Source organism: Pseudomonas sp. KB-10 (assembly GCF_018221585.1).
Lineage (GTDB): Bacteria > Pseudomonadota > Gammaproteobacteria > Pseudomonadales > Pseudomonadaceae > Aquipseudomonas > Aquipseudomonas yangonensis.
In genome coordinates this window covers 439,186-458,792 of record NZ_QYYB01000002.1, presented here as the reverse complement: position 1 = coordinate 458,792, position 19,607 = coordinate 439,186, and the positions used below count along the sequence as shown (strand labels likewise).

General features: G+C 64.9%; 19 protein-coding genes. 6 read left to right on the top strand and 13 right to left on the bottom strand.

Annotated elements, in window-relative coordinates:
• Window positions 1-13: 13 nt before the first annotated feature.
• Window positions 14-691, bottom strand: a complete 678-nt coding sequence (locus tag DXK50_RS07090; RefSeq protein WP_212629807.1) for a DUF4197 domain-containing protein — start codon at window positions 689-691, stop codon at window positions 14-16.
• A 115-nt stretch (window positions 692-806) separates the two neighbouring features.
• Between DXK50_RS07090 and DXK50_RS07085 the strand changes: the two genes are divergently transcribed.
• Entirely contained in the window at window positions 807-1,208 is a 402-nt protein-coding gene (locus tag DXK50_RS07085) for a hypothetical protein (protein WP_161866663.1), read from the top strand.
• Between the two features lie 74 nt (window positions 1,209-1,282).
• On the opposite strand, the gene DXK50_RS07080 is transcribed toward DXK50_RS07085, so the two are convergent.
• Genes DXK50_RS07080 through DXK50_RS07070 form a run of 3 tightly spaced genes read right to left on the bottom strand, consistent with a single transcriptional unit; the run spans window position 1,283 to window position 6,998 of the window.
• The gene (locus tag DXK50_RS07080) at window positions 1,283-2,683 is read right to left on the bottom strand and encodes an efflux transporter outer membrane subunit (protein WP_249186706.1); all 1,401 of its coding nucleotides are present in this window, start codon (window positions 2,681-2,683) and stop codon (window positions 1,283-1,285) included.
• Between the two features lie 4 nt (window positions 2,684-2,687).
• Entirely contained in the window at window positions 2,688-5,822 is a 3,135-nt protein-coding gene (gene tmexD / locus DXK50_RS07075) for a multidrug efflux RND transporter permease subunit TMexD (RefSeq protein ID WP_212629806.1), read from the bottom strand.
• Window positions 5,823-5,837: 15 nt separating this feature from the next.
• A complete protein-coding gene (locus DXK50_RS07070; RefSeq protein WP_212629805.1) occupies window positions 5,838-6,998 on the bottom strand; it encodes an efflux RND transporter periplasmic adaptor subunit in 1,161 nt (386 codons plus the stop codon).
• Window positions 6,999-7,170: 172 nt separating this feature from the next.
• Between DXK50_RS07070 and DXK50_RS07065 the strand changes: the two genes are divergently transcribed.
• Window positions 7,171-7,722 carry a TetR/AcrR family transcriptional regulator gene (locus tag DXK50_RS07065; protein WP_161866660.1) on the top strand — a complete coding sequence of 184 codons (552 nt, stop codon included), beginning with the start codon at window positions 7,171-7,173 and terminating at the stop codon, window positions 7,720-7,722.
• 70 nt (window positions 7,723-7,792) lie between these two features.
• Here the strand turns inward: DXK50_RS07065 and DXK50_RS07060 are convergent, their stop codons facing one another.
• The 6 genes from DXK50_RS07060 to DXK50_RS07035 all read right to left on the bottom strand — a co-directional run bounded on the left by DXK50_RS07060 (window position 7,793) and on the right by DXK50_RS07035 (window position 13,246).
• Window positions 7,793-8,503, bottom strand: coding sequence for an SDR family NAD(P)-dependent oxidoreductase (locus tag DXK50_RS07060; RefSeq protein ID WP_212629804.1), 711 nt, complete (start codon window positions 8,501-8,503; stop codon window positions 7,793-7,795).
• The gene (locus DXK50_RS07055; RefSeq protein WP_212629803.1) at window positions 8,500-9,033 is read right to left on the bottom strand and encodes a DUF3833 domain-containing protein; all 534 of its coding nucleotides are present in this window, start codon (window positions 9,031-9,033) and stop codon (window positions 8,500-8,502) included. The genes DXK50_RS07060 and DXK50_RS07055 overlap by 4 nt, the downstream gene beginning before the upstream one ends.
• A gap of 8 nt (window positions 9,034-9,041) precedes the next feature.
• Window positions 9,042-9,587, bottom strand: a complete 546-nt coding sequence (locus tag DXK50_RS07050; protein ID WP_212629802.1) for a chalcone isomerase family protein — start codon at window positions 9,585-9,587, stop codon at window positions 9,042-9,044.
• Between the two features lie 123 nt (window positions 9,588-9,710).
• Window positions 9,711-11,489, bottom strand: coding sequence for an acyl-CoA dehydrogenase C-terminal domain-containing protein (locus DXK50_RS07045; protein WP_212629801.1), 1,779 nt, complete (start codon window positions 11,487-11,489; stop codon window positions 9,711-9,713).
• A 204-nt stretch (window positions 11,490-11,693) separates the two neighbouring features.
• On the bottom strand, window positions 11,694-12,392 hold the full coding sequence (locus DXK50_RS07040; protein ID WP_161866655.1) for an SDR family oxidoreductase: 699 nt from the start codon (window positions 12,390-12,392) through the stop codon (window positions 11,694-11,696).
• Window positions 12,383-13,246, bottom strand: a complete 864-nt coding sequence (locus DXK50_RS07035) for an MBL fold metallo-hydrolase (RefSeq protein WP_212629800.1) — start codon at window positions 13,244-13,246, stop codon at window positions 12,383-12,385. The genes DXK50_RS07040 and DXK50_RS07035 overlap by 10 nt, the downstream gene beginning before the upstream one ends.
• A gap of 103 nt (window positions 13,247-13,349) precedes the next feature.
• Between DXK50_RS07035 and DXK50_RS07030 the strand changes: the two genes are divergently transcribed.
• The 3 genes from DXK50_RS07030 (at window position 13,350) to DXK50_RS07020 (ending at window position 15,305) form a co-directional block, all read left to right on the top strand.
• A complete protein-coding gene (locus DXK50_RS07030) occupies window positions 13,350-14,249 on the top strand; it encodes a LysR family transcriptional regulator (RefSeq protein WP_212629799.1) in 900 nt (299 codons plus the stop codon).
• A 32-nt stretch (window positions 14,250-14,281) separates the two neighbouring features.
• The gene (locus DXK50_RS07025; RefSeq protein ID WP_212629798.1) at window positions 14,282-14,419 is read left to right on the top strand and encodes a hypothetical protein; all 138 of its coding nucleotides are present in this window, start codon (window positions 14,282-14,284) and stop codon (window positions 14,417-14,419) included.
• Window positions 14,420-14,648: 229 nt separating this feature from the next.
• Window positions 14,649-15,305, top strand: coding sequence for a TIGR04211 family SH3 domain-containing protein (locus DXK50_RS07020; protein WP_161866652.1), 657 nt, complete (start codon window positions 14,649-14,651; stop codon window positions 15,303-15,305).
• 4 nt (window positions 15,306-15,309) lie between these two features.
• On the opposite strand, the gene DXK50_RS07015 is transcribed toward DXK50_RS07020, so the two are convergent.
• From DXK50_RS07015 to ubiM, 3 genes are all read right to left on the bottom strand, one after another.
• The gene (locus tag DXK50_RS07015) at window positions 15,310-15,543 is read right to left on the bottom strand and encodes a cbb3-type cytochrome oxidase subunit 3 (RefSeq protein ID WP_212629797.1); all 234 of its coding nucleotides are present in this window, start codon (window positions 15,541-15,543) and stop codon (window positions 15,310-15,312) included.
• Complete coding sequence (gene ccoN / locus DXK50_RS07010; protein WP_212629796.1) at window positions 15,533-16,960, bottom strand: cytochrome-c oxidase, cbb3-type subunit I; 1,428 nt, start codon at window positions 16,958-16,960, stop codon at window positions 15,533-15,535. Before ccoN ends, DXK50_RS07015 begins: the two co-directional genes overlap by 11 nt.
• 160 nt (window positions 16,961-17,120) lie before the next feature.
• The gene (gene ubiM, locus DXK50_RS07005) at window positions 17,121-18,293 is read right to left on the bottom strand and encodes a 5-demethoxyubiquinol-8 5-hydroxylase UbiM (RefSeq protein ID WP_161866649.1); all 1,173 of its coding nucleotides are present in this window, start codon (window positions 18,291-18,293) and stop codon (window positions 17,121-17,123) included.
• Window positions 18,294-18,593: 300 nt separating this feature from the next.
• Here ubiM and DXK50_RS07000 point away from each other — a divergent pair, with 300 nt between their 5' ends.
• Complete coding sequence (locus DXK50_RS07000) at window positions 18,594-19,556, top strand: glucokinase (RefSeq protein WP_212629795.1); 963 nt, start codon at window positions 18,594-18,596, stop codon at window positions 19,554-19,556.
• The last annotated feature ends 51 nt before the right edge of the window (window positions 19,557-19,607 follow it).

Here is a 19,607-nt window from a genome sequence, read left to right as displayed (position 1 = left end):
ATTGCAGCTTTTCTCAGAGTGCGCCGAATACCTTCTTCGCCAGGCCGGTGGCGGCAGCGGCCGGGTTCTGGCGGATGTTGGCTTCCTGCTTGGCGATCATCTCGAACAGGCCATCGAGGGCCTGCTCGGTCACGTAGCTTTCCACTGTGCTGCTCTTGGCATCGACCACACCGAAGCTGGCGGCCTGGCCGGCGAAGGCGTTGTATTGCTGAGCCAGACCCACCTGGTCGGTGGCCTGCTTGACGATGGGCAGGAACCTGGCGCGGATCTGCTCGCGGCTGCTCTTGTTCAGGTACTGTGTGGCCGAGTCCTGCGGGCCGCTGAGAATCGCCTTGGCATCTGCCACGGTCATCTTCTTAACGGCGTCGACCAGCAGCGCCTGGGCCTGCGGTACAGCCGCTTCGGCGGCCTTGTTCATGCTCGCTTCGAGCTGATCGACCTGAGCGCCCATGCCCATCATCTTCATGGTCTTGGCGGCTTTGCCGAGTTTGCCCGGCAGCTCGATGCGCACGTCCGGGTTGTTGCTGAAGCCGCCGGGCGTGCCCAGTTGCTTGACGGCCACCTGGGCGCCCTGGATCAGCGCGTCCTTGAGACCACCGCTGGCGTCCTGCTGGCTCAGATCAGAGAGGGATAGAGCGAAGACGTTGGCCGAGAGCAGCAGGCCAGCGGCGAACGTGGTGAGGCGCAGCATGGGTTCTTCCTTGTATCGGGGAAAGTGCTGTGAGCTTAACGGAGTCTGCGGTGCTGACAAGCCAGACGATAGGCGTGGATGGGCAGCACGCCTGGCTATGGCTATGATCGGGTCCATGAATTCACCATTGCCCCTGCGTAACCCCTGCCCACCGGGTGCCTGCGACTGTCAGCGCGACGAGTTGCTGGACAGGCCGGGCGCCGACACGCGCGTCCTGCTGCTGACCCGCCAGGAGGAGCAGCGCCTGCTCGAACGTCTGGAGAACCTGCAGAGCCTGGATGAACTCGAGCGCATGCAGCGGCGCATGTACGAGCAGTTGGGCATACGCCTGCACATCGAACCGGCGTATGGCGAAGTTCGCAGCATGCGTGGCATCCACATGCGCTTCGACGCGCATCCGGGGTTGTGCCGCAAGACGCGCCAGAGCATTCCGGCGGCGATCCGCCGGGCCATGGAGAAAAGGCCGGAAATCGCCTGGCGCCTGCTCGATGCCAACGACCTTCTGGGTTCTGGCTGAACGCCGCGATACGTTTCTCAGAAAGACAACGCCACGCTTATGCGTGGCGTTGTCTTTCGTGGCAGGCGAGCAGGTTAGCGCTGCCAACCGCCGCCCAATGCTCTGAACAGGTCGACCAGCGCCAGTTGGCGGTCGGTGCTTATCTGGATCAGCGTGGCCTGGTCGTTGAAGCTGCTGCGCTGGGCATCCAGGTAGCGCAGATGATCATCCACTCCGCCCCTGTAGCGGGCTTCGGCCAGGGTTTCGGCCGCTCGGCTGGACTCAGCCAGGGCACGCCGCGCGGCTTCTTCACGGCGCAGCGTGTCGCTGGCGGCGAGGGCGTCGGCCACTTCGCGGAAGGCGGTCTGAATGGTGCCTTCGTAGTTGGCCACTGCCGCGTCCTGGCGCACTTCAGCCAGATCCAGATTGGCGCGGTTGCGCCCGCCGGCGAAGATCGGCAGCGATAGCGTCGGGGCAAAGCTCCAGGCCCGCGAGCCACCCTCGAACAGGCCGGACAGCTCGGTGCTGGAACTGCCCAGCGAACCGGTCAGGCTGATGCGCGGGAAGAACGCCGCACGCGCCGCACCGATATCGGCATGGCGCGCCTTGAGCCGGTGCTCGCTGGCGAGGATGTCCGGGCGCCGTTCGATGAGTTCGGAGCTGGTGCCGGGGGCGATGTCCTGCAGCAGCATCAGCGCGTCACGCGGCGCGGCCGGCAGCAGGCGTCCGGCGTCGGCTGTGCCGAGCAGCAGCACCAGGGCGTTGTCCGCCTGGCGCAGCTGGCGTTCGGTGCTCTCGCGTTCGGCCTTGGCCTGCTCGGCGAGGCCGACCGCTTCCTGGTAGTCCAGTGCGGTGGCGGCGCCGACTTCACGCCGCTTGCTGACCAACTCCAGCGAGGCCAGGCGGCTGTCCAGGGTCTGTTCCACCAGGGCCTTGCGCCGCAGCGCGCCGTCGCGGGTCAGATAGGCCTGGGTCACTTCGGCGATCAGGCTGATCTGCGTGGCGCGGGTGGCTTGCTCGGTGGCCAGGTAGGTCTCCAGCGCCGCCTCGGACAGGTTGCGCACGCGGCCAAACAGGTCGATCTCGTACTCCGCCAGGCCCAGGCCGACCTGATAGACGCTGGTGACTTCCGAGCGCCCGGTCTGTGACTGGTCGGCCGGCAGGCGCTGGCGGTTGCCGCTGGCATTGGCGTTGATCGTCGGCAGACGGTCGGCGCGCTGGATGCGGTACTGCGCACGGGCCGCCTCGATATCCAGCAGCGCCTGACGCAGGCTGCGGTTGTTGTTCAGCGTGGTATCCACTGCGCGGCGCAGGTCGGCATCGACGATGAAGGTCTGCCAGTCCAGCGCTTGTGCGCGGGTACCATTGGCGTCGGCCACCTGCCAGTTGGCTGCGACCGGCGCCTCCGGCCGCTCGTAGTGAGGCGCCAGAGAGCAGCCGCCGAGGGCGACGGCCAGGGTCAGCAGAGCGGGGCGCAGCATGAGGTGAGAGGTCATCGCATTACTCCGCTTTGTGCAGGGGATGGTTGTCGGTTTGCTGAGGTTTGGTACGCAGCAGCGACAGCACCCAGACGAAGAAAATCGGCACGAAGATCACCCCGAGCAGGGTCGCGCTGAGCATGCCGCCCAGTACGCCGGTACCCAGTGCGCGCTGGCTGGCGGCGCCCGCGCCGGTGGCGATGGCCAGCGGTACCACGCCGAGCATGAAGGCCATGGAGGTCATGATGATCGGGCGGAAACGCAGGCGTGCTGCTTCGATGGCGGCATCGCGCAGCGAGTAGCCGTCTTCCCACAGATCCTTGGCGAACTCGACGATGAGGATGGCGTTCTTCGCCGCCAGGCCGATCACGGTAATCAGGCCGACCTTGAAGTAGACGTCGTTGGGCAGGCCGATGGCGGTTACCGCCAGCACCGCGCCGAGGGCGCCGACCGGCACGATCAGCATCACCGCCAGCGGTATCGCCCAGCTCTCGTACAGGGCCACCAGCAGCAGGAACACGACGGTGATGGCCAGGGCGAAGAGCATCACGGCCTGGCCGCTGGCGACCCGCTCCTGATAGGACAGACCGGTCCATTCGTAGCCGATGCCTGCCGGCAGGTCGGCGGCGATGCGCTCCAGTTCAGCCATGGCCTCGCCGGTGCTCACGCCCGGCGCGGCGTCGCCGGCAATACGGATCGTCGGATAGCCGTTGTAGCGTGCGATCTGTACCGGGCCTTGTTCCCAGTGCGTGGTGACGAAGGCGCTCAGTGGCACCAGGCTGCCGCTGTCATTGGGCACGTGCAGGCGCAGCACGCTTTCCGGCGTCATCCGCTCGGCCTGCTCGGCCTGCACCACCACGCGCTGCTGGCGCCCGGCATTGGCGAAGTCGTTGATCACCGATGAGCCGAAGGCGGTGGACAGCGCGGTGCTGACCGACTCGAAGCTGACGCCGAGGGTGCGCGCCTGCTCGCGGTCGATCACCAGGCGCAGTTGTGGCGCCTCGGCCAGGCCTTCCATCATGGCGTAGAGGAACTTCGGATTGCCGTTGACCTTGCCCAGCACCTCGTCGCGAGCGGCGAGCAGGGCATCGCGGCCGAGGCCGGCGCGATCCTGCAAGCGCAGGGCGAAACCGCCGGAGTTGCCCAGGCCTTCGATCGGCGGTGGCGGCACGGCCATCATGGCGCCGTCGTCGAGGTTGGCGAAGCGCTCGTTCACCGCGGCCGATTCGGCTTGCGGCGATTGCGTGGCGTCACGCAGGGACCAGTCCTTGAGCAACGGGAAAGCGATGGCGGCATTCTCACCCATGCCGGAGAAGCTGAAACCGAGCACCAGAAAGGAGGTTTCGATGGCGTCGCGCGCCATGAGGAATTCTTCCAGTTCCTCGCCGGCTGCCGAGGTGCGCTCGCGGGTGGCGCCCGGCGGCAGCTGGATGTCGACGATCATGTAGCCCTGGTCTTCCACCGGCACGAAGGATTCCGGCAGGCGCAGGTAGAAGAAGCCCATCAGCACCACAACGCCGAGGTAGATGAACATGACGCGTCCGGCACGTGGTACCAGCTTGCCGTTGAGCTGGGTGTAGCGCCCGGTCAGGGCAGTGAACTTGCGGTTGAACCAACCGAAGAAGCCGGTTTTCTCGTGATGGCCCTCGGGAATCGGCTTGAGCAGGGTGGCGCACAGTGCCGGGGTGAAGGTCAGGGCCAGGAAGCCGGAGAACAGGATCGACACCGCCAGCGACAGCGAGAACTGCTGGTAGATGACGCCGACCGAGCCGGACATGAACGCCAGCGGCAGAAACACAGCCGACAGCACCAGAGTGATGCCGATGATCGCACCGGATACCTGGCCCATTGCCTTGATGGTCGCCGGCACTGGCGCCAGGCCTTCCTCGGCCATGATCCGTTCGACGTTCTCCACCACCACGATGGCGTCGTCCACCAGAATGCCGATGGCCAGCACCATGCCGAACATGGTCATCATGTTCACCGAGAAGCCCAGCAGGTACATGAAGGTCAGCGTACCCAGCAGGCACACCGGCACGACGATGGACGGGATCAGGGTGTAACGCACGTTCTGCAGGAACAGGAACATCACCAGGAACACCAGCACCATGGCCTCGACCAGGGTCATGATGACCTTGTCGATGGCCACGTCGACGAAGCGCGAGGTATCGTACGGCACCGAGAACTCGACGTTGTCCGGGAAGTTCACCGACAGCTCGGTCAGACGCTGTTTGACCGCCTCGGCGGTCTGGATCGCGTTGGCACCGGGCGACAGCTGTACGGCAGCGGCCACGGCCGGCTTGCCGTCCTGGCGCGAACCGAAGTTGTAATCCTGGCTGCCGACCTCGATGCGCGCCACGTCGCCCAGGGTCAGGCGCGAACCGTCCTGATTGGCGCGCAGCACGATGGCGGCGAACTCCTCGGGGTTGTCGAGGGTGCCCTTGACCGCCAGCGTCGCGGTCAGCTCCTGTTCGCTGGATCCTGGCGTGCTGCCGAAGGCGCCGGCCGGCACCTGGATATTCTGCGCGCGGATGGCGTTGTTCACGTCATCGATGGACAGCCCGAAGCCGACCAGCTTCTGCGGGTCGATCCACACGCGCATGGCGGCTTCGGAGGCGAAGAACTGCAGCTTGCCGACGCCGGGCACCCGGCGGATTTCATTGTTGATATTGCGCGCGGCGTAGTCGGCCAGCGCCGTGGTGTTGTCGTCCTTGCCGCCGTCCTTGTAGCTCAGCGCATAGATCAGCAGGAAGCCCGCGGTGGCCTGTTCGGTCTGGATGCCCAGAGTGAGCACCGCTTGCGGCATGCGCGCCTCGGCTTTCTTCAGGCGGTTCTGCACGTCCACCTGGGCCAGTTCCGGGTCGGTGCCCGGCTGGAAGGTGACGGTGATCTCGGCGATGCCGTTGGCGTTGCTGGTGGACTCGAAGTACAGCAGGTTCTTCGCGCCGTTGAGTTCTTCCTCGATGACGCTGGTTACCGAATCGGTCAGCACCTGGGCCGAGGCGCCGGGATAGGTGGCGCTCACGGTGATCTGCGGGGGCGCCACGTTGGGGTACTGCGCCACCGGCAGGAAAGGGATGGCCAGCAGGCCGGCCAGCGAGATGAACAGGGCGACGACCCAGGCGAAGTTGGGGCGCCGTATGAAAAACAGGGACATGAGGTGTTCTCCGGCTTACTGCGCCTGGGATTGAGGTGCGCTGGCAGCTTCTGCTTCGCGGGGGGCGACCTGGGCGCCCGGACGGATCGCCGCCAGGGAGCTGACGATCACCCTGTCACCGGCCTCGAGGCCCTCGAGGATCTGCCAGCGTGAGCCGTGCATGGCACCGGTGGTGACCTGGCGAACCTCGACGGTGTCGTTTTCGCCCAGCAACATCACGCTGGCCTGGCCATCGGCGGCACGCTGCACTGCGCGCTGCGGCACCAGAATGGCGTTCCGGTCCAGCCCTTGCGGCGTCAGCACGCGTACGTACATGCCCGGCAGCAGTACGCCCTGTGGGTTGTCGAAGCGGCCGCGCAGGGCGATCTGCCCGGTGCTGCGGTCCACCGAAATGTCGGTGAACAACAGGGTGCCCTTGCTTTCGATGTCGGTACCGTCGACGCGCAGCGTCAGCGGCTGGTCGCCCGCGCCGGATACCTTGCCCTCGGCGATGGCTTCGCGCAGGCGCAGGGCATCGGCTGCCGGTTGGGTGAAGTCGGTATAGACCGGGTCGAGTTGCTGGATGCGGGCGAGCAGGGTGGCTTCACCCTGACCGACCAACGCCCCTTCGGTGACCTGTGCGCGGCCGATGCGGCCGGCGATCGGCGCACGAACCTGGGCATAGCCCAGGTCCAGGCGCGCGGTTTCCACGTTGGCCTGTGCCGAGCGCTTGTCGGCCTGGGCGCTTTGCAGCGCGGCCTTGGCTGCGTCGAAATCCTGCTGGCTGACGGCGTCGATCTTCACCAGCGGCTCGTAGCGTCTGACCGTGGCCTGCGCCTGGAACAGCTGCGCCTCGGCGCGGGCCAGCTCGCCCTGCGCGCGCGACAGGGCAGCCTTGAAGGGCGCCGGGTCGATCTGGAACAGCAGGTCGCCGGCCTTGACGTCGGCGCCTTCCTCGAACGTGCGCTTGAGCACGATGCCGGCCACCCGCGCGCGCACCTCGGCGACACGCACTGGCTCGATGCGCCCCGGCAGTTCGGCGACGACGGTAAAAGGTTCGGTCCTGACGGTCAGGACGTCGACTTCGCGGGGCGGCGCCTCACCGCTTTCCTGCTCCTGCTGGCCACAGCCAGCCAGGCCGATTGCCGCCAGAAGGGTGACCATTGAAAAAACGTAACGCCCGCGAGTCCTGCTCATGCCTGTCACCTGGAAGTGAGATCCATTTGTACGAAGGCGCGCATGATCATCCTTTGCTCATCATGAGTCAATATTGACTCATTTGGGTCTTGTGTAATCAAATCTGCAAGCCCCGGTTGAGTCTGGGGACTTTTTCTGCACAATGCGCGCGCCGCTATACCGGAGGGCCTCGATGTCCAATGACGAAAAACTGCTCAAGGCGTTGGCCGTGGCCCTCGTCGATCGTCCGCGGGCCACGCTCAAGGAGCTGGCAGAAGCTGCGGGTGTGAGCAAGGCCACCCTGCACCGTTTCTGTGGCACACGCGATGCCCTGATCGAACGCCTGATGAATCACAGCCAGGTGGTGCTCAGCCAGGTGATCGAAGAGGCCGATCTCGGAGGCGCTGAGGTCGGGCAGGCGCTGCGCAGCCTGATCGAGAATCATCTCAGGCATCGTGAGTTGCTGGTTTTCATGATTTTCCAGTACCGCCCGGACAGCCTCGATCCGGACAAGGACGGTGCGCGCTGGGTCGCCTATATCGATGCAGTGGACAGCTTCTTCCTGCGTGGCCAGCAGGAGGGGTATTTCCGCATCGATATCACTGCCGAACTGCTGACCGAGCTGTTCGTCTCGCTGATCTATGGTGTGGTCGACGCCGAGCGCCGTGGCCGTGCCGCCAGCGCCCGCTCGCTGAGCGTGCTGGAGCAGTTCTTTCTCAAGGGCGCTGGTCAGCCGAAACCCTGATACGCACCATCGTGTGAAGGGTGTACGCGACTGCCTCCATCACCGCCCTTCGTAGAGCTTCCAACTTGACTCACCAGGGCAGCGATTGGCCGTCGTAGGCGTAGAAGCTGCCGCTCTGCTCGGGCCCGAGACTATCGATCACTCGCAGCATCTCGGCAGCCGCCTGTTCGGCCGGGCGCGCAGCAGCGGCGCCGCGAAAGGGCTGCGATAGCGGCGAGATTACCGTGCCCGGATGCAGGCTGAGCAGGCGCGCCTTGGGTTTGCTGCGCGCCAGTTCGATGGCGGCGGTCCTGATCAGCATGTTCAGCGCCGCCTTGGAGGCGCGGTAGGCGTACCAGCCACCAAGGCGGTTGTCGCCGATGCTGCCGACCTTGGCCGAGAGCATTGCCATGGCGCCCTGTTTGTCGAGCAGGGGCAGGAAGTGACGCAGCACCAGCGCCGGGCCCAGCGCGTTGACCTGGAACACCGCCTGCAGGGCATCGGCCTCGATGGCGGCCAGGCTCTTTTCCGGCGCGATCCCGGCGCGGTGCAGTAGCCCGGCAGCATGAACGATCAGCTGATAGGGGCCGTCCCCGGCCAGCGCGGCGGCGGCTTCGGCAATGCTGGCAGGGGCTTCCAGATCCAGTGCGGGCGTGCTGCTGCGGCTCAGTTCGCGCACGCCGGCACAGTTTGCATCGGCGCGCAGCAACTGGCAGAAGGCCTGGCCGATGGCTCCGCTGGCGCCGATCACCAATGCCTTGTAGCCGCTGCCGAAGCTGGTCAGCGTCAGCGCTTGGCTCATGGTTGAGCCGCGCCGCGGCGGAAGAACAAGGTGACCTGGCCGAGCTCGATGCCGAACTTGCTCATCACCGAGCGGTTGATCATCGTGTCGTCGTCCATCAGGTACATCCAGTCATCGAAGTAGACGACGTAGGTGGTGTCGTCTACCGGCAGGCTGAGGTGGTAACGCCAGCGCAGGGCGTTGCCGGACACTTCACCGGTGGCCTGGCCGACCACATCGTCGGCAGTGCCGATCCAGCGTCCGGCGCCGTCCGGGGTGAGTGTCCAGACCCGGCGCTGCCGGGTGCCGTCGCTGTACAGGAAACGCTCATCGAGGATCAGCTTGTCGCCGTCGCGGCGGCTCTGGATATCGACATGGAAACGCTTGATCACCTCGCCCGAGCGATCCTGAAACATGCCCCAGGCCTGCACCGGGCCGGAGAAGAAGGTGGGCAGGTCCAGTACGGGTTTCTCGTTGGCGTAGCGTTCGACCGGTACCTGGCCGCAGCTGATCAGCACCAGGCTGGTCAGCAGGATCAACAGGGCTTTCATGGCGTACCTCATGGGTTAAGGCCGAGCAGCGCAGTGCGCAGCTTGGGGCTGCGGGTTTGCGGGTCGAGCCAGATGGAAAAGAAGGCGCGGGCGAACTCGGGGTCGTCGATGACGTGCTGCAGCTTGCCATCGACGTAGAAGCGGCAGCCCTCTTCGGGCAGGAACACGCCGGTGATGCGCGTGCCGTCGGTGACGTCGACGAAGGCCTGGCGCATCTGCTGCGTCCAGTCGTCCTGCTGCTCGCGGTCCAGCGGCTGGCCGTTGATCCGGCGGATTTCGTCGAGGCTGGTGTCGACCAGGGTTTCCCGGCTGATGCTGCGGCGGTAGGTCAACTCCAGAGCGAAGGGCTGGGTGAAATCCACCTGCCGCGACGGGCTCCACAGTTTGGCGTTGTACACCGAGAAGCCGAACCAGCTGAAGTCGCCACTGCCGACCAGGTTGGCCTGCGGCAGCTGTTCCCGCCAGCCGGCCTGGTTATTGGCCTGGACCAAGGTGCTGGCGAGCAGCAGCGTCAATAGCAGGGTCGAACACAGGCGCGATATCAGGGCAGTCATGACCATCCCTCCGCAATGTCGCGACCAGGGCCTGGCCGCGGGTACTGAAGAAAAAAATCCGGCAACCAAAAAGGGGAGAAGTGGGGTTGCCGGATTGCGCAGCTTGTCAGCTGCCGCCTGTGATCAGGCGGCGAACTCTTCATCGGTGAAGGCCATCAGCGTTGCCTTGCCTGCCTTGATCTCGCTGAGCAGCGCGTCGGTCTCCGGCAGGACGCGGGCCATGAAGAAGTCGGCGGACTTGATCTTGGCCGCGTAGAAGTGGATCTCCGAACTGCCGGCATCCAGTTGACGCTGAGCCAGCTGGGCTTGCTGCGACCACAGCCAGGCCAGGCTGGTCAGGCCGAACAGGCGCAGGTAGGGCGTTGCGGCCGCGGCGGCCTGTTCCGGGTCCTTGCTACCTTCGCTGGCCAGCCACAGGGTCGCTTGCTGCAGTTGCTTCAGTGCCTGGGTCACAGCCGCTGCGTGCGGAGTCTCGGCATTGTTCTTGAGCCAGCCTTCGACCAGCGCGAAGAACGCGCGCACTGCACGACCGCCGCCAAGAGACAGCTTGCGGCCTACCAGATCCAGCGCCTGGATACCGTTGGTGCCCTCATAGATGCGCGTGATGCGGCTGTCGCGCACCAGTTGCTCGATGCCCCAGTCTTCGGTGAAGCCCGAGCCGCCAAGCACTTGCAGGCCTTCGTTGGCGCAGATGAAACCTTCGTCGGTGAGGAAGGCCTTGACCACCGGTGTGAGCAGCTGCACCAGATCGTCGGCGCGACTGCGGGTTTCGGCATCCTCGGCACCGTGAGCGATGTCCTGTTGCAGGCCGGCGAAGTAGGCGAGGGCGCGGCAGCCCTCGATCATCACCTTCTGCCGCAGCAGCATGCGCCGTACGTCCGGGTGCACCATGATCGGGTCTGCCGGCTTGTCGGCTGCTTTGGGCCCTGAGATCGAACGGCTCTGCAGGCGCTCGCGGGCGAAGCCCAGGGCGATCTGGTAGGCGCTTTCGGCCACACCCAGCCCCTGCATGCCAACCATCAGGCGCGCCGAGTTCATCATGGTGAACATGCAGCTCAGGCCCTTGTTCTGTTCGCCGATCAGCCAGCCCCTGGCGCCCTCGAAGTTCATCACGCAGGTGGCCGAGCCCTTGATGCCCATCTTGTGTTCCAGGCCGCCACAGAACACCGGGTTGCGGCTGCCATCCTCGAGGAACTTGGGCACCAGGAACAGGGAGATGCCTTTGACGCTGTCCGGCGCATCCGGCAGCTTGGCCAGCACCAGATGCACGATGTTGTCGACCAGATCGTGCTCGCCGCCGGTGATCCAGATCTTGGTGCCGCTGATGGCGTAGCTGCCGTCGGCCTGCGGCACGGCGCGGGTACGGATCAGGCCGAGGTCGGTGCCGCACTGCGGTTCGGTCAGGCACATGGTGCCGGTCCACTCGCCGCTGATCAGGCGCGGCAGGTACCTCTGCTGCTGCTCGGGCGTGCCATGGCTGGTCAGGGCGTTGATGGCGCCGTGGGTCAGCCCCGGGTACATACCCAGCGACAGGTTGGCCGAGCAGGTCATCTCCTCGACCAGCATGTTGAGGACGTGCGGCAGGCCCTGACCACCGAACTCCGGGGGGCAGGCCAGGGCCGTCCAGCCACCTTCGGCGAATTGCCGATACGCGGTCTTGAAACCGTCCGGCGTACGCACGCTGTGTGTCTGCGGATCGTACTGACAGCCTTGTTTGTCACCCGGACCGTTGAGCGGGGCCAGCACGTTCTCGGCCAGCTTGGCCGCCTCCTCGAGGATCGCACCACCGAGGTCGGCGCTGAACTCGCGGTGTTCAGGCAGGGTTTGCAGCAAGGTGTAGGCGTCGAGCAGTTCTTCGAAGATGAAGCGCATATCACGCAGCGGGGCACGGTAAGACGGCATGGCGATTCACCTAAGCTGTACAGGATTTAATTTATGTACAGTTTTTGTATAGCTGTTTGAGTGGCTTTGCAAGCCCTTTTGCGTACGTTCGTGCAAGGCCGCTGCGTCACGGTCATGCTTGTGCAGGGGGTAAAGGTTTATCGGAGGCGGAAATGAAAACGCCCGGCAGGTGGTCAACCGGCCGGGCGTCAGGATGAGCGTTGCTCACCAGGGCAGGGGTTGGCCCTGATAGTCGAGGAAGGCGCAGGTCCGCTGGCCTAGCTGAGCGAGCAGCACGTCACGCAGGCCGCTGGCGCTCTGCTCCACGCTCAAGGGCGCGGCTTCACCGCCCATGTCGGTGCGTACCCAGCCGGGATGCAGGGCCAGCAGGCTCCAGGGCTGTTGCGGCAGCTGCATCTGCCAGCTGCGTAGCAGACTGTTCAGTGCCGCCTTGCTGGCACCGTACAGCGGCATGTCGGCAGCGCGTGCCAGTTGCAGGCTGGCCATCTGCGAGCTCATGAAGGCGATCACGCCGCCGTCGACCACCTGGTCGGCCAACTGCTGGGCCAGGCGGATAGGCGCCACGGCATTGGCCAGGAACAATTTGCCGATGTCATCGAGCTCGGCCTGGCGCGGGTCCTGATGGCTGGGACCGTAGACCCCGGCGTTGAACAGGGCGCAGTCCAGGCGCTGACCGTGCAGGGCGGCCTCGATGGTGTGGGAGGCTTCAAGGCCATTGAGGTCGCAGGCAATCACCTGCAGATCATTCGGATATTGGCTGCGCAACCCGTCCAGCGGGCTGGCAGGTCGCACCTCGCGCACCACCGCGTGAACCTGCCAACCGCTGTCGAGAAAGGCGCGCACCAGGCCAAGGCCCAGGCCGCGCGAGGCGCCACAAATCAGAATCTGGCGTTTCATGGCCATTGCATTTCACCTTTGAGTACTTTGGCGCTCAGTTCCAGGCTGCTTTCATCCTGCAGGTCAGGATAGCGCGCCTTCATGGCCGCAATCAGTGCCTGGCTGTCCTTGGCTTTGGGCAGTTCCTCTTCCAGCGCCAGAAGGTAATCGCGGGTGAAGCGCAGGTCGGCCAGGTTCATCGCCGGCTCGCCCAGGTAGTGACCCGGTACCAGAGTGGTAGGTTGCAGGGCTTCGAGCTCGTCCAGCGACTTCAGCCAGCTCTTGCGCGCTTCGGCGCTCTGCGAATCGGCCACCCAGACGTGGATGTTGGCGCTGGTCAGTATGCCGCCGACCACCGCCTTGATGCTCGGAATCCACAGGCTGGTGTTGTGTGCGTCGTGGCCGACCACTTCGATGCGCTGGCCTTCGAGCTCCAGCAGGTTACCTTGCAGCGCTTTGGGCACCAGGGTACGGGCCGGCGCGCTGTCTTTCAGGATCGGTCCCCAGTAGGCCAGTTTGGGGGCACGGGTCTGCTCGATATGGGCGACGGTGGCCGGGGTGGCCAGTACCTTGGCCTCTGGGTAGGCGCGGGTCAGTACATCGAGACCGAAATAATAGTCCGGATCGCCATGGCTGATGAAGATGGTCGTCAGACGCTTGCCGCTGGCTTGGATGCGCTCGACCAGTTCCTGTGCCTCGCGGTTGGAGAACTGCGCATCCACCAGGATCGCGTCCTTCTTACCGCTGATCAGCGTCGAGCTGACCGGGAACACGGCGGCTTCACGTGGGTTGTAGATCTCCAGGGTCAACGGCTGGGCGAGGGCGCCGCCTGCTGCGGCGAGCAGGCCAAGGCCGGCGATGAAGCGGGTGGCGAAAGACATGACGATCTCCAGGCAGGTGAGAATCGCGCATAGTATGTGCTACCTGGCGAGCGAAAAGCCCCGTAAGCTGGCCATGTTAATTGCGTTAATCGAGCGAATCACCATGGATCGACTGACAGCTGCGCGGGTTTTCGTCGAGGTGCTGGAGCGCGGTAGTCAGACTGCCGCAGCCGAGGCCCTGGACATGTCGCGGGCGATGGTCTCGCGTTATCTTGCCGAACTCGAAGGCTGGGCTGGAGTGCGCCTGCTGCATCGCAGCACGCGGCGCCTGAGCCTGACCGCTGCCGGTGAGCAGATGCTGCCGCAGTGCCGCGAGATGCTGGCGCTGGCCGAGCGCATGCAGGCCCTCGGTCAGAGCGTGGACGAGGCGCCGCGCGGCACCTTGCGTATCACCTGCAGCCAGTCGTTCGCGCAGGCCTGGTTGGTGCACGCATTACACGATTTCACCCAGCGCTTCCCCCAGGTCAGCGTCGATCTGATGGTCGGCAGCGAGGCAGTCAACCTGGTGGAGTCACGTATCGACCTGGCGTTGCGTATCACCAATCAGCTCGATCCCAACCTGATTGCCCGACGTCTGGCGGTATGCCGTTCGGTAGTCTGCGCCAGCCCGGATTATCTGGCGCGGCACGGCACGCCGCAGCGCCCCGAGGACCTGGCCCGGCACAACTGCCTGGCCTATGCCTATTTTGGCCGCAGCTTGTGGGAGTTCGAGCATCAGGGCGAGGTCAGCGCGGTGTCGGTGTCCGGCAGCCTCAGCGCCAATGAGTCGATGGTGCTGCTGGAGGCCACCCTGGCAGGTGCGGGCATCAGTCTGCAGCCGCTCTACTCGGTGGAGGAGCTGCTGCACGAAGGGCGCCTGGTGCGCCTGCTGGCGGACTACCAGCCGCCGGTACTGGGTATCCATGCGCTGTATGGCACGCGCAGGCAGATGCTGCACGCCATGCGCCTGTTGCTGGATTTCATTGCCGAGCGGTTGGCCGATGAGGCGCACTGGCCGCACTAGCAGCACTTTCATTCTTGGTCAGAACATGGCGCATGACGGTCATCGTCGAAAGCGTGGCGCAGCGACGCGTTCTGGCGGATCACGGCTGCCTTCGCTACCGGCACTATCTGTTTTATCCGCCGAGGCCCGTGGCGCAGTTCTGCGTCTTCGTGCAGCGCCACAACGCCTGAACCGGCGCTCCGTCCATCCCCCATCGCCCGCTTCGAGTGAACTCAGGGCCATGGGGCCTGTCTGTCTGCTGTCGGCCCGTACCGGCAGGAATGGATGGCTGTTTGCCGTTAGCGTGACGTGTACGTCGCGGATTCTGTCTGGATCATGCTTGAGCATGCTTTTGAACGCGTGGCCGGCACGTTCATCCCGTTCGCCGGGTTCGTCTGTCTGCCACGTGAAGATCGCCCCATGTTTTTATCTCGTCATGCTCCTCTCCAACCCCGCATTCTTGGTGCCTGCCTGCTGCTCGGTGGCCTGCTCGGCGGCGCACAACCGACGTTGGCCGAAGAGGCCGCCAGCAACCAGCGCTGGGTCAGCGACAGCCTCAATACTTACGTGCGCAGTGGCCCCACCGACGGCTATCGCATCGTCGGCACGCTGACCTCCGGGGAGAAGGTAGAGTTGTTGCGCACTCAGGGCGACTACAGCCAGGTGCGCAGTGAAAGCGGTAATTCGGTATGGATTCCCAGCCGAGACCTGCAGTCGGTACCCGGCCAGGCTGAGCGCCTGCCGCAACTGGAGCAGAAGGTCGCTGACCTGAGTGCCGAGCTAAAAGGCATCGATGATGCCTGGAAGGCTCGCGTGCAGGGCATGCAGGAGACCCTCGACTCACGCAAGAAACTCATCGACGAACTGCAGGCCGCGCGCAGTGCGCTGGATGCCGAACTGACCAGCACCCGCTCGCAACTGCGCGATGCCCAGGCGCAACTGGGCAACGAGCAGCAGCAGGCGCTGATGCGTTACATGGCTTACGGTGGCAGCATCGCCGGTGCCGGGTTGCTGCTCGGCCTGATCCTGCCGACCATGCTGCGGGTACGACGCAAGCGTAACGATCAGTGGGTGTGAGCCTTCAGAACGTCTGCTGCCCCTGATGCCGGCAGCTTCCGTCGCAGCTACCGGGGCAGGCGCAGCCGGTGGTGCTGCGCCTGGTGTCGCGTTCGACGCGGCGCGCCACGGCGGGGTCGTCGGCGAATGGCAGCATGCTCGCCTCGTCGAGATCGCGCTGTCTGCCGCGCCCCAGGCTCAGCTGTACGCCGAGGAAGAATGCCGCCAGAGCGATCATCCACCAGGCTTCAGCTGGCATGGGCGGTCGCCTCGGTGCGTTGCGCGCCCGCGTGGCGCAGGGTCAGCCAGGTGTTGAGGGCCATCAGCAGCATCCCCGAGAGGAAGCACAAGCCGCCGACCAGGCGCACCACGAAGCCAGGGTGGCTGGCTTCCAGCGCCTCGACGAAGGAGTAGGTGAGGGTGCCGTCTTCGTTGACCGCGCGCCACATCAGGCCCTGGGTGATGCCGTTGACCCACATCGAGGCGATGTACAGCACGGTGCCGATGGTGGCCAGCCAGAAGTGCGCGTTGATCATGCCGGTGCTGTACATGCCGTCGCGGTCGAAGACTTTCGGGATGAGGTGATAGAGCGAGCCGAAAGTGATCATCGCTACCCAGCCCAGCGCCCCGGCATGCACGTGGCCGATGGTCCAGTCGGTGTAGTGGGACAGGGCGTTGACCGTCTTGATCGCCATCATCGGACCTTCGAAGGTGCTCATGCCGTAGAACGCCAGCGAAACGACCAGAAAGCGCAGGATCGGGTCGGTGCGCAGCTTATGCCAGGCGCCGGACAGCGTCATCATGCCGTTGACCATGCCGCCCCAGCTGGGCGCCAGAAGGATGATCGACATCACCATGCCCAGGCTCTGCGCCCAGTCAGGCAGGGCGGTGTAGTGCAGATGGTGCGGGCCGGCCCAGATGTACAGGGTGATCAGCGCCCAGAAATGCACGATGGACAGGCGGTAGGAATACACCGGCCGGTTCACCTGCTTGGGCACGAAGTAATACATCATCCCCAGAAAACCGGTGGTCAGGAAGAAGCCCACGGCGTTGTGCCCGTACCACCACTGCACCATGGCGTCGGTGGCACCGGAATAGATCGAGTAGGACTTGAACCAGCTCACCGGGATCGACAGATGGTTGACCACGTGGAGGATGGCGATGACCAGGATGAAGGCGCCGAAGAACCAGTTGCCGACATAGATATGGCGCGTCTTGCGCTGCGTCAGCGTGGTGAAGAAGACGATGCCGTAGGCGACCCAGACGATGGCCATCCACACCGCGCCGGTGAATTCGATCTCGGCGTATTCCTTGGTGGTGGTCAGACCCATGGGCAGGGTCACCAGCATGATCAGGATGGTCGCCTGCCAACCCCAGAAGGTGAAGGCAGCCAGGGTGTCGGAGAACAGGCGCGTCTGGCAGGTGCGCTGCACGGCATAGTAGCTGGCGGCGAACTGCGCGCTGCCGGCGAAGCCGAAGATCACCAGGCTGGTATGCAGTGGGCGCAGGCGGCCGAAGCTGAGCCAGGGGGTGTCGAAGTTGAGCTGCGGCCAGACCAGTTGGGCGGCGATCAGGACGCCAGTGCACATGCCCACGACGCCCCAGACGATGGTCATCAGAGTGAACTGGCGAACGACCTGGTAATTGAAGGCCGGGTGGGAAGCAGCAGATTGCATCGCGGTAACCTTCCATACAGTAATGCGGGCTTAGCCGCGCGAGTGACGAGACTGTAGGGAGGTAGGTGGAAACAAAACAGACTCAGAAACTGCTGTCTGATGCGTATCAGATGCTGCGAAGGGGGAGTGCGAACCGCGTTCGGCGCACACTCCCGGGGCGTCAGGCGCGAGCCGTCAGGTGTCGGGCGATACCCTTCTTCAGCGGCAGCAGGCCCTGTGCCACGCGTAAGCCTGCGCCGCGTAGCAGGCGAGCGGGCAATCGGTCATTGGTGTACAGCTCCACCAGCAGGTTGGTGGCCTGATACAGCGGCCAGGTGGCCAGGCGCAGCTGACGCTCGTAGCGCGCCAGTGGCGCAGTCGCACCGATGTCCTGGCCTTTGCCATGCGCCGCGAGTAGCGCGTCACTGAGCAGTTGCACGCCGATCAGGCCGAAGTTGAAGCCGTGCGCGGTGACCGGATGCATGCCCACTGCGGCATCGCCGAGCAGGGCGCAGCGGTTGCCAACCATGCGCCGTGCGTAGGCGCCCACCAGCGGATAGGCGTGGCGACTGCTGACCAGCTGCATGGCGCCCAGGCGGCGCTCGAAGCGCTTTTCCATCTCGCGGGTGAAGATCGCTTCGTCCAGTTTCTGCAGGCGTTCGATTTCGCGCGGTGGCAGGGTCAGCACCATCGACGACTGCTGGCCATTGAGCGGCAGCAGGGCCAGCGTCTGACCATAACCGAACCATTCCCAGGCTATTTGCTGGTGATCCTGTTCGTGCTGCATGCGGCACACCAGCATGGTCTTGCCGAAGTCCTTGAGGTGCGCGCCGATGCCGAGCTGTCGGCGGGTTTCGGAGAAGCGGCTGTCGGCGGCGACCAGCAGGCGTGGTCGCAACACCTGGCCATCCTGCAGTACCAGCTTCACTTGGTCCTGGCTTTGCTCGATGGCACGCACGCTGGTTTCGCACAGCAATTGCACATCGCTGCATTCGCTCACCGCCTGATAGGCGGCGCGGCGAATGGCCTGGTTGGCCACCAGATGGCCGAGGCGCTCGGCGCCGGCCTGTTCGGCGCGGATCTTCAGGGCGAACAGCGAGGGGCCGTTGAATACCTGCGCATCGCGCAACACGGCGACCTCCTCGGTGGGCAGGCGTGCCCACAGGCCAAGGCGCTCCAGCAGCGCCTGCGAGCCATGGGTGAGGGCGATTTCGCGGCCGTCGAAGGCGGGTTCGGCCAGTGCCGACTCGGCCTGGCGTTCCAGCACGACGATGGACAGACCCTGTCCGGACAGGGCGCGGGCCAGGCAAAGGCCGGCCGGACCTGCGCCGACGATGACGATATCGGGTGACATGCTGCAGCTCTCCGTGCGGACTCGGGAAGGCCCGAGTCTAGGCTGTGAGGGGCTTGCAACTATTGTCCGGGATCATGTCGAAGGTGGAATGCGCCATCTTCGTCATGATTCGCCTAGCGGCCATCCACTGTCGAATATTGTTGTTATTACGACTTTGTCCAGGTTGATCGGCGTAATTTTCGGGATTACTGTGGTGCGCGTTGTCCGAACTATAAAAAATCAGGTTGGAGTCGATAGCATGTCCCCTCACGCTTGCGAGTTAGCCATTGCGCGATGCCTCTCCACCATGGAGGCGCTCACGTGAAACTGGCTCTGGTCGGCGACATCGGCGGTACCAATGCACGCTTCGCCCTGTGGCGTGACGATCAGTTGGAGGCGGTGCAGGTTCTGTCGACCGCCGATTTTCCCGGGCCGGAGCAGGCCATCGCTGCCTATCTGCAAGCCCAGGGCTTGCCGCTGGGGGCCATAGGTTCCGTGTGCCTGGCCTGCGCCGGGCCGGTCAGCGGCGACCTGTTCCGCTTCACCAACAATCATTGGCGTATCGACCGTGCCGCCTTCTGCGAAGCGCTGCAGGTCGACGAGCTGCTGATGATCAACGATTTCTCCGCCATGGCGCTGGGCATGACCCGCTTGGCCGAGCACGAGCGAGTGCCGGTGTGCGAAGGCCAGGCACAGGCGGAACGGCCGGTATTGGTGATCGGTGCCGGCACCGGCCTCGGTGTCGGTACGCTGCTGGAGCAGGCCGACGGCCGCTGGCTGGTGCTGCCGGGCGAGGGTGGGCATGTCGATCTGCCCATCGCCAGTCCTCGCGAGGCGAAGCTCTGGCAGATTCTTCATCGACAACTGGGGCATGTGCGGGCCGAAGACGTGCTCAGTGGCAATGGCCTGCTGGCCCTGTATCGGGCCATCTGCGAGCTGGACGGGCAGCCCGGGCATCACGGCACGCCGGCTGCGATCAGCGCCGCCGGGGGCGCGGGCGAGCCCGTCGCCGCCGAGGTGTTGGAGCAATTCAGCTGCTGGCTGGGGCGCGTCGCCGGAAACAACGTGCTGACCCTGGGCGCGCGTGGCGGGGTTTACATCGTCGGCGGGGTAGTGCCGCGTTTCGCCGAGCGCTTTCTCGCCAGCGGATTTGCCAAGAGTTTCAGAGACAAGGGTTGCATGAGCCATTACCTTGACGGGATTCCGGTGTGGCTGGTAACGGCCGAATATCCCGGCCTGACCGGCGCCGGTGTGGCCTTGCAGCAAAGGGCCGAGGCCGGTTAGAACCTGCACCGACCAAGGCCAGCTTCGCGGCACCAACACAACAAGGACGGC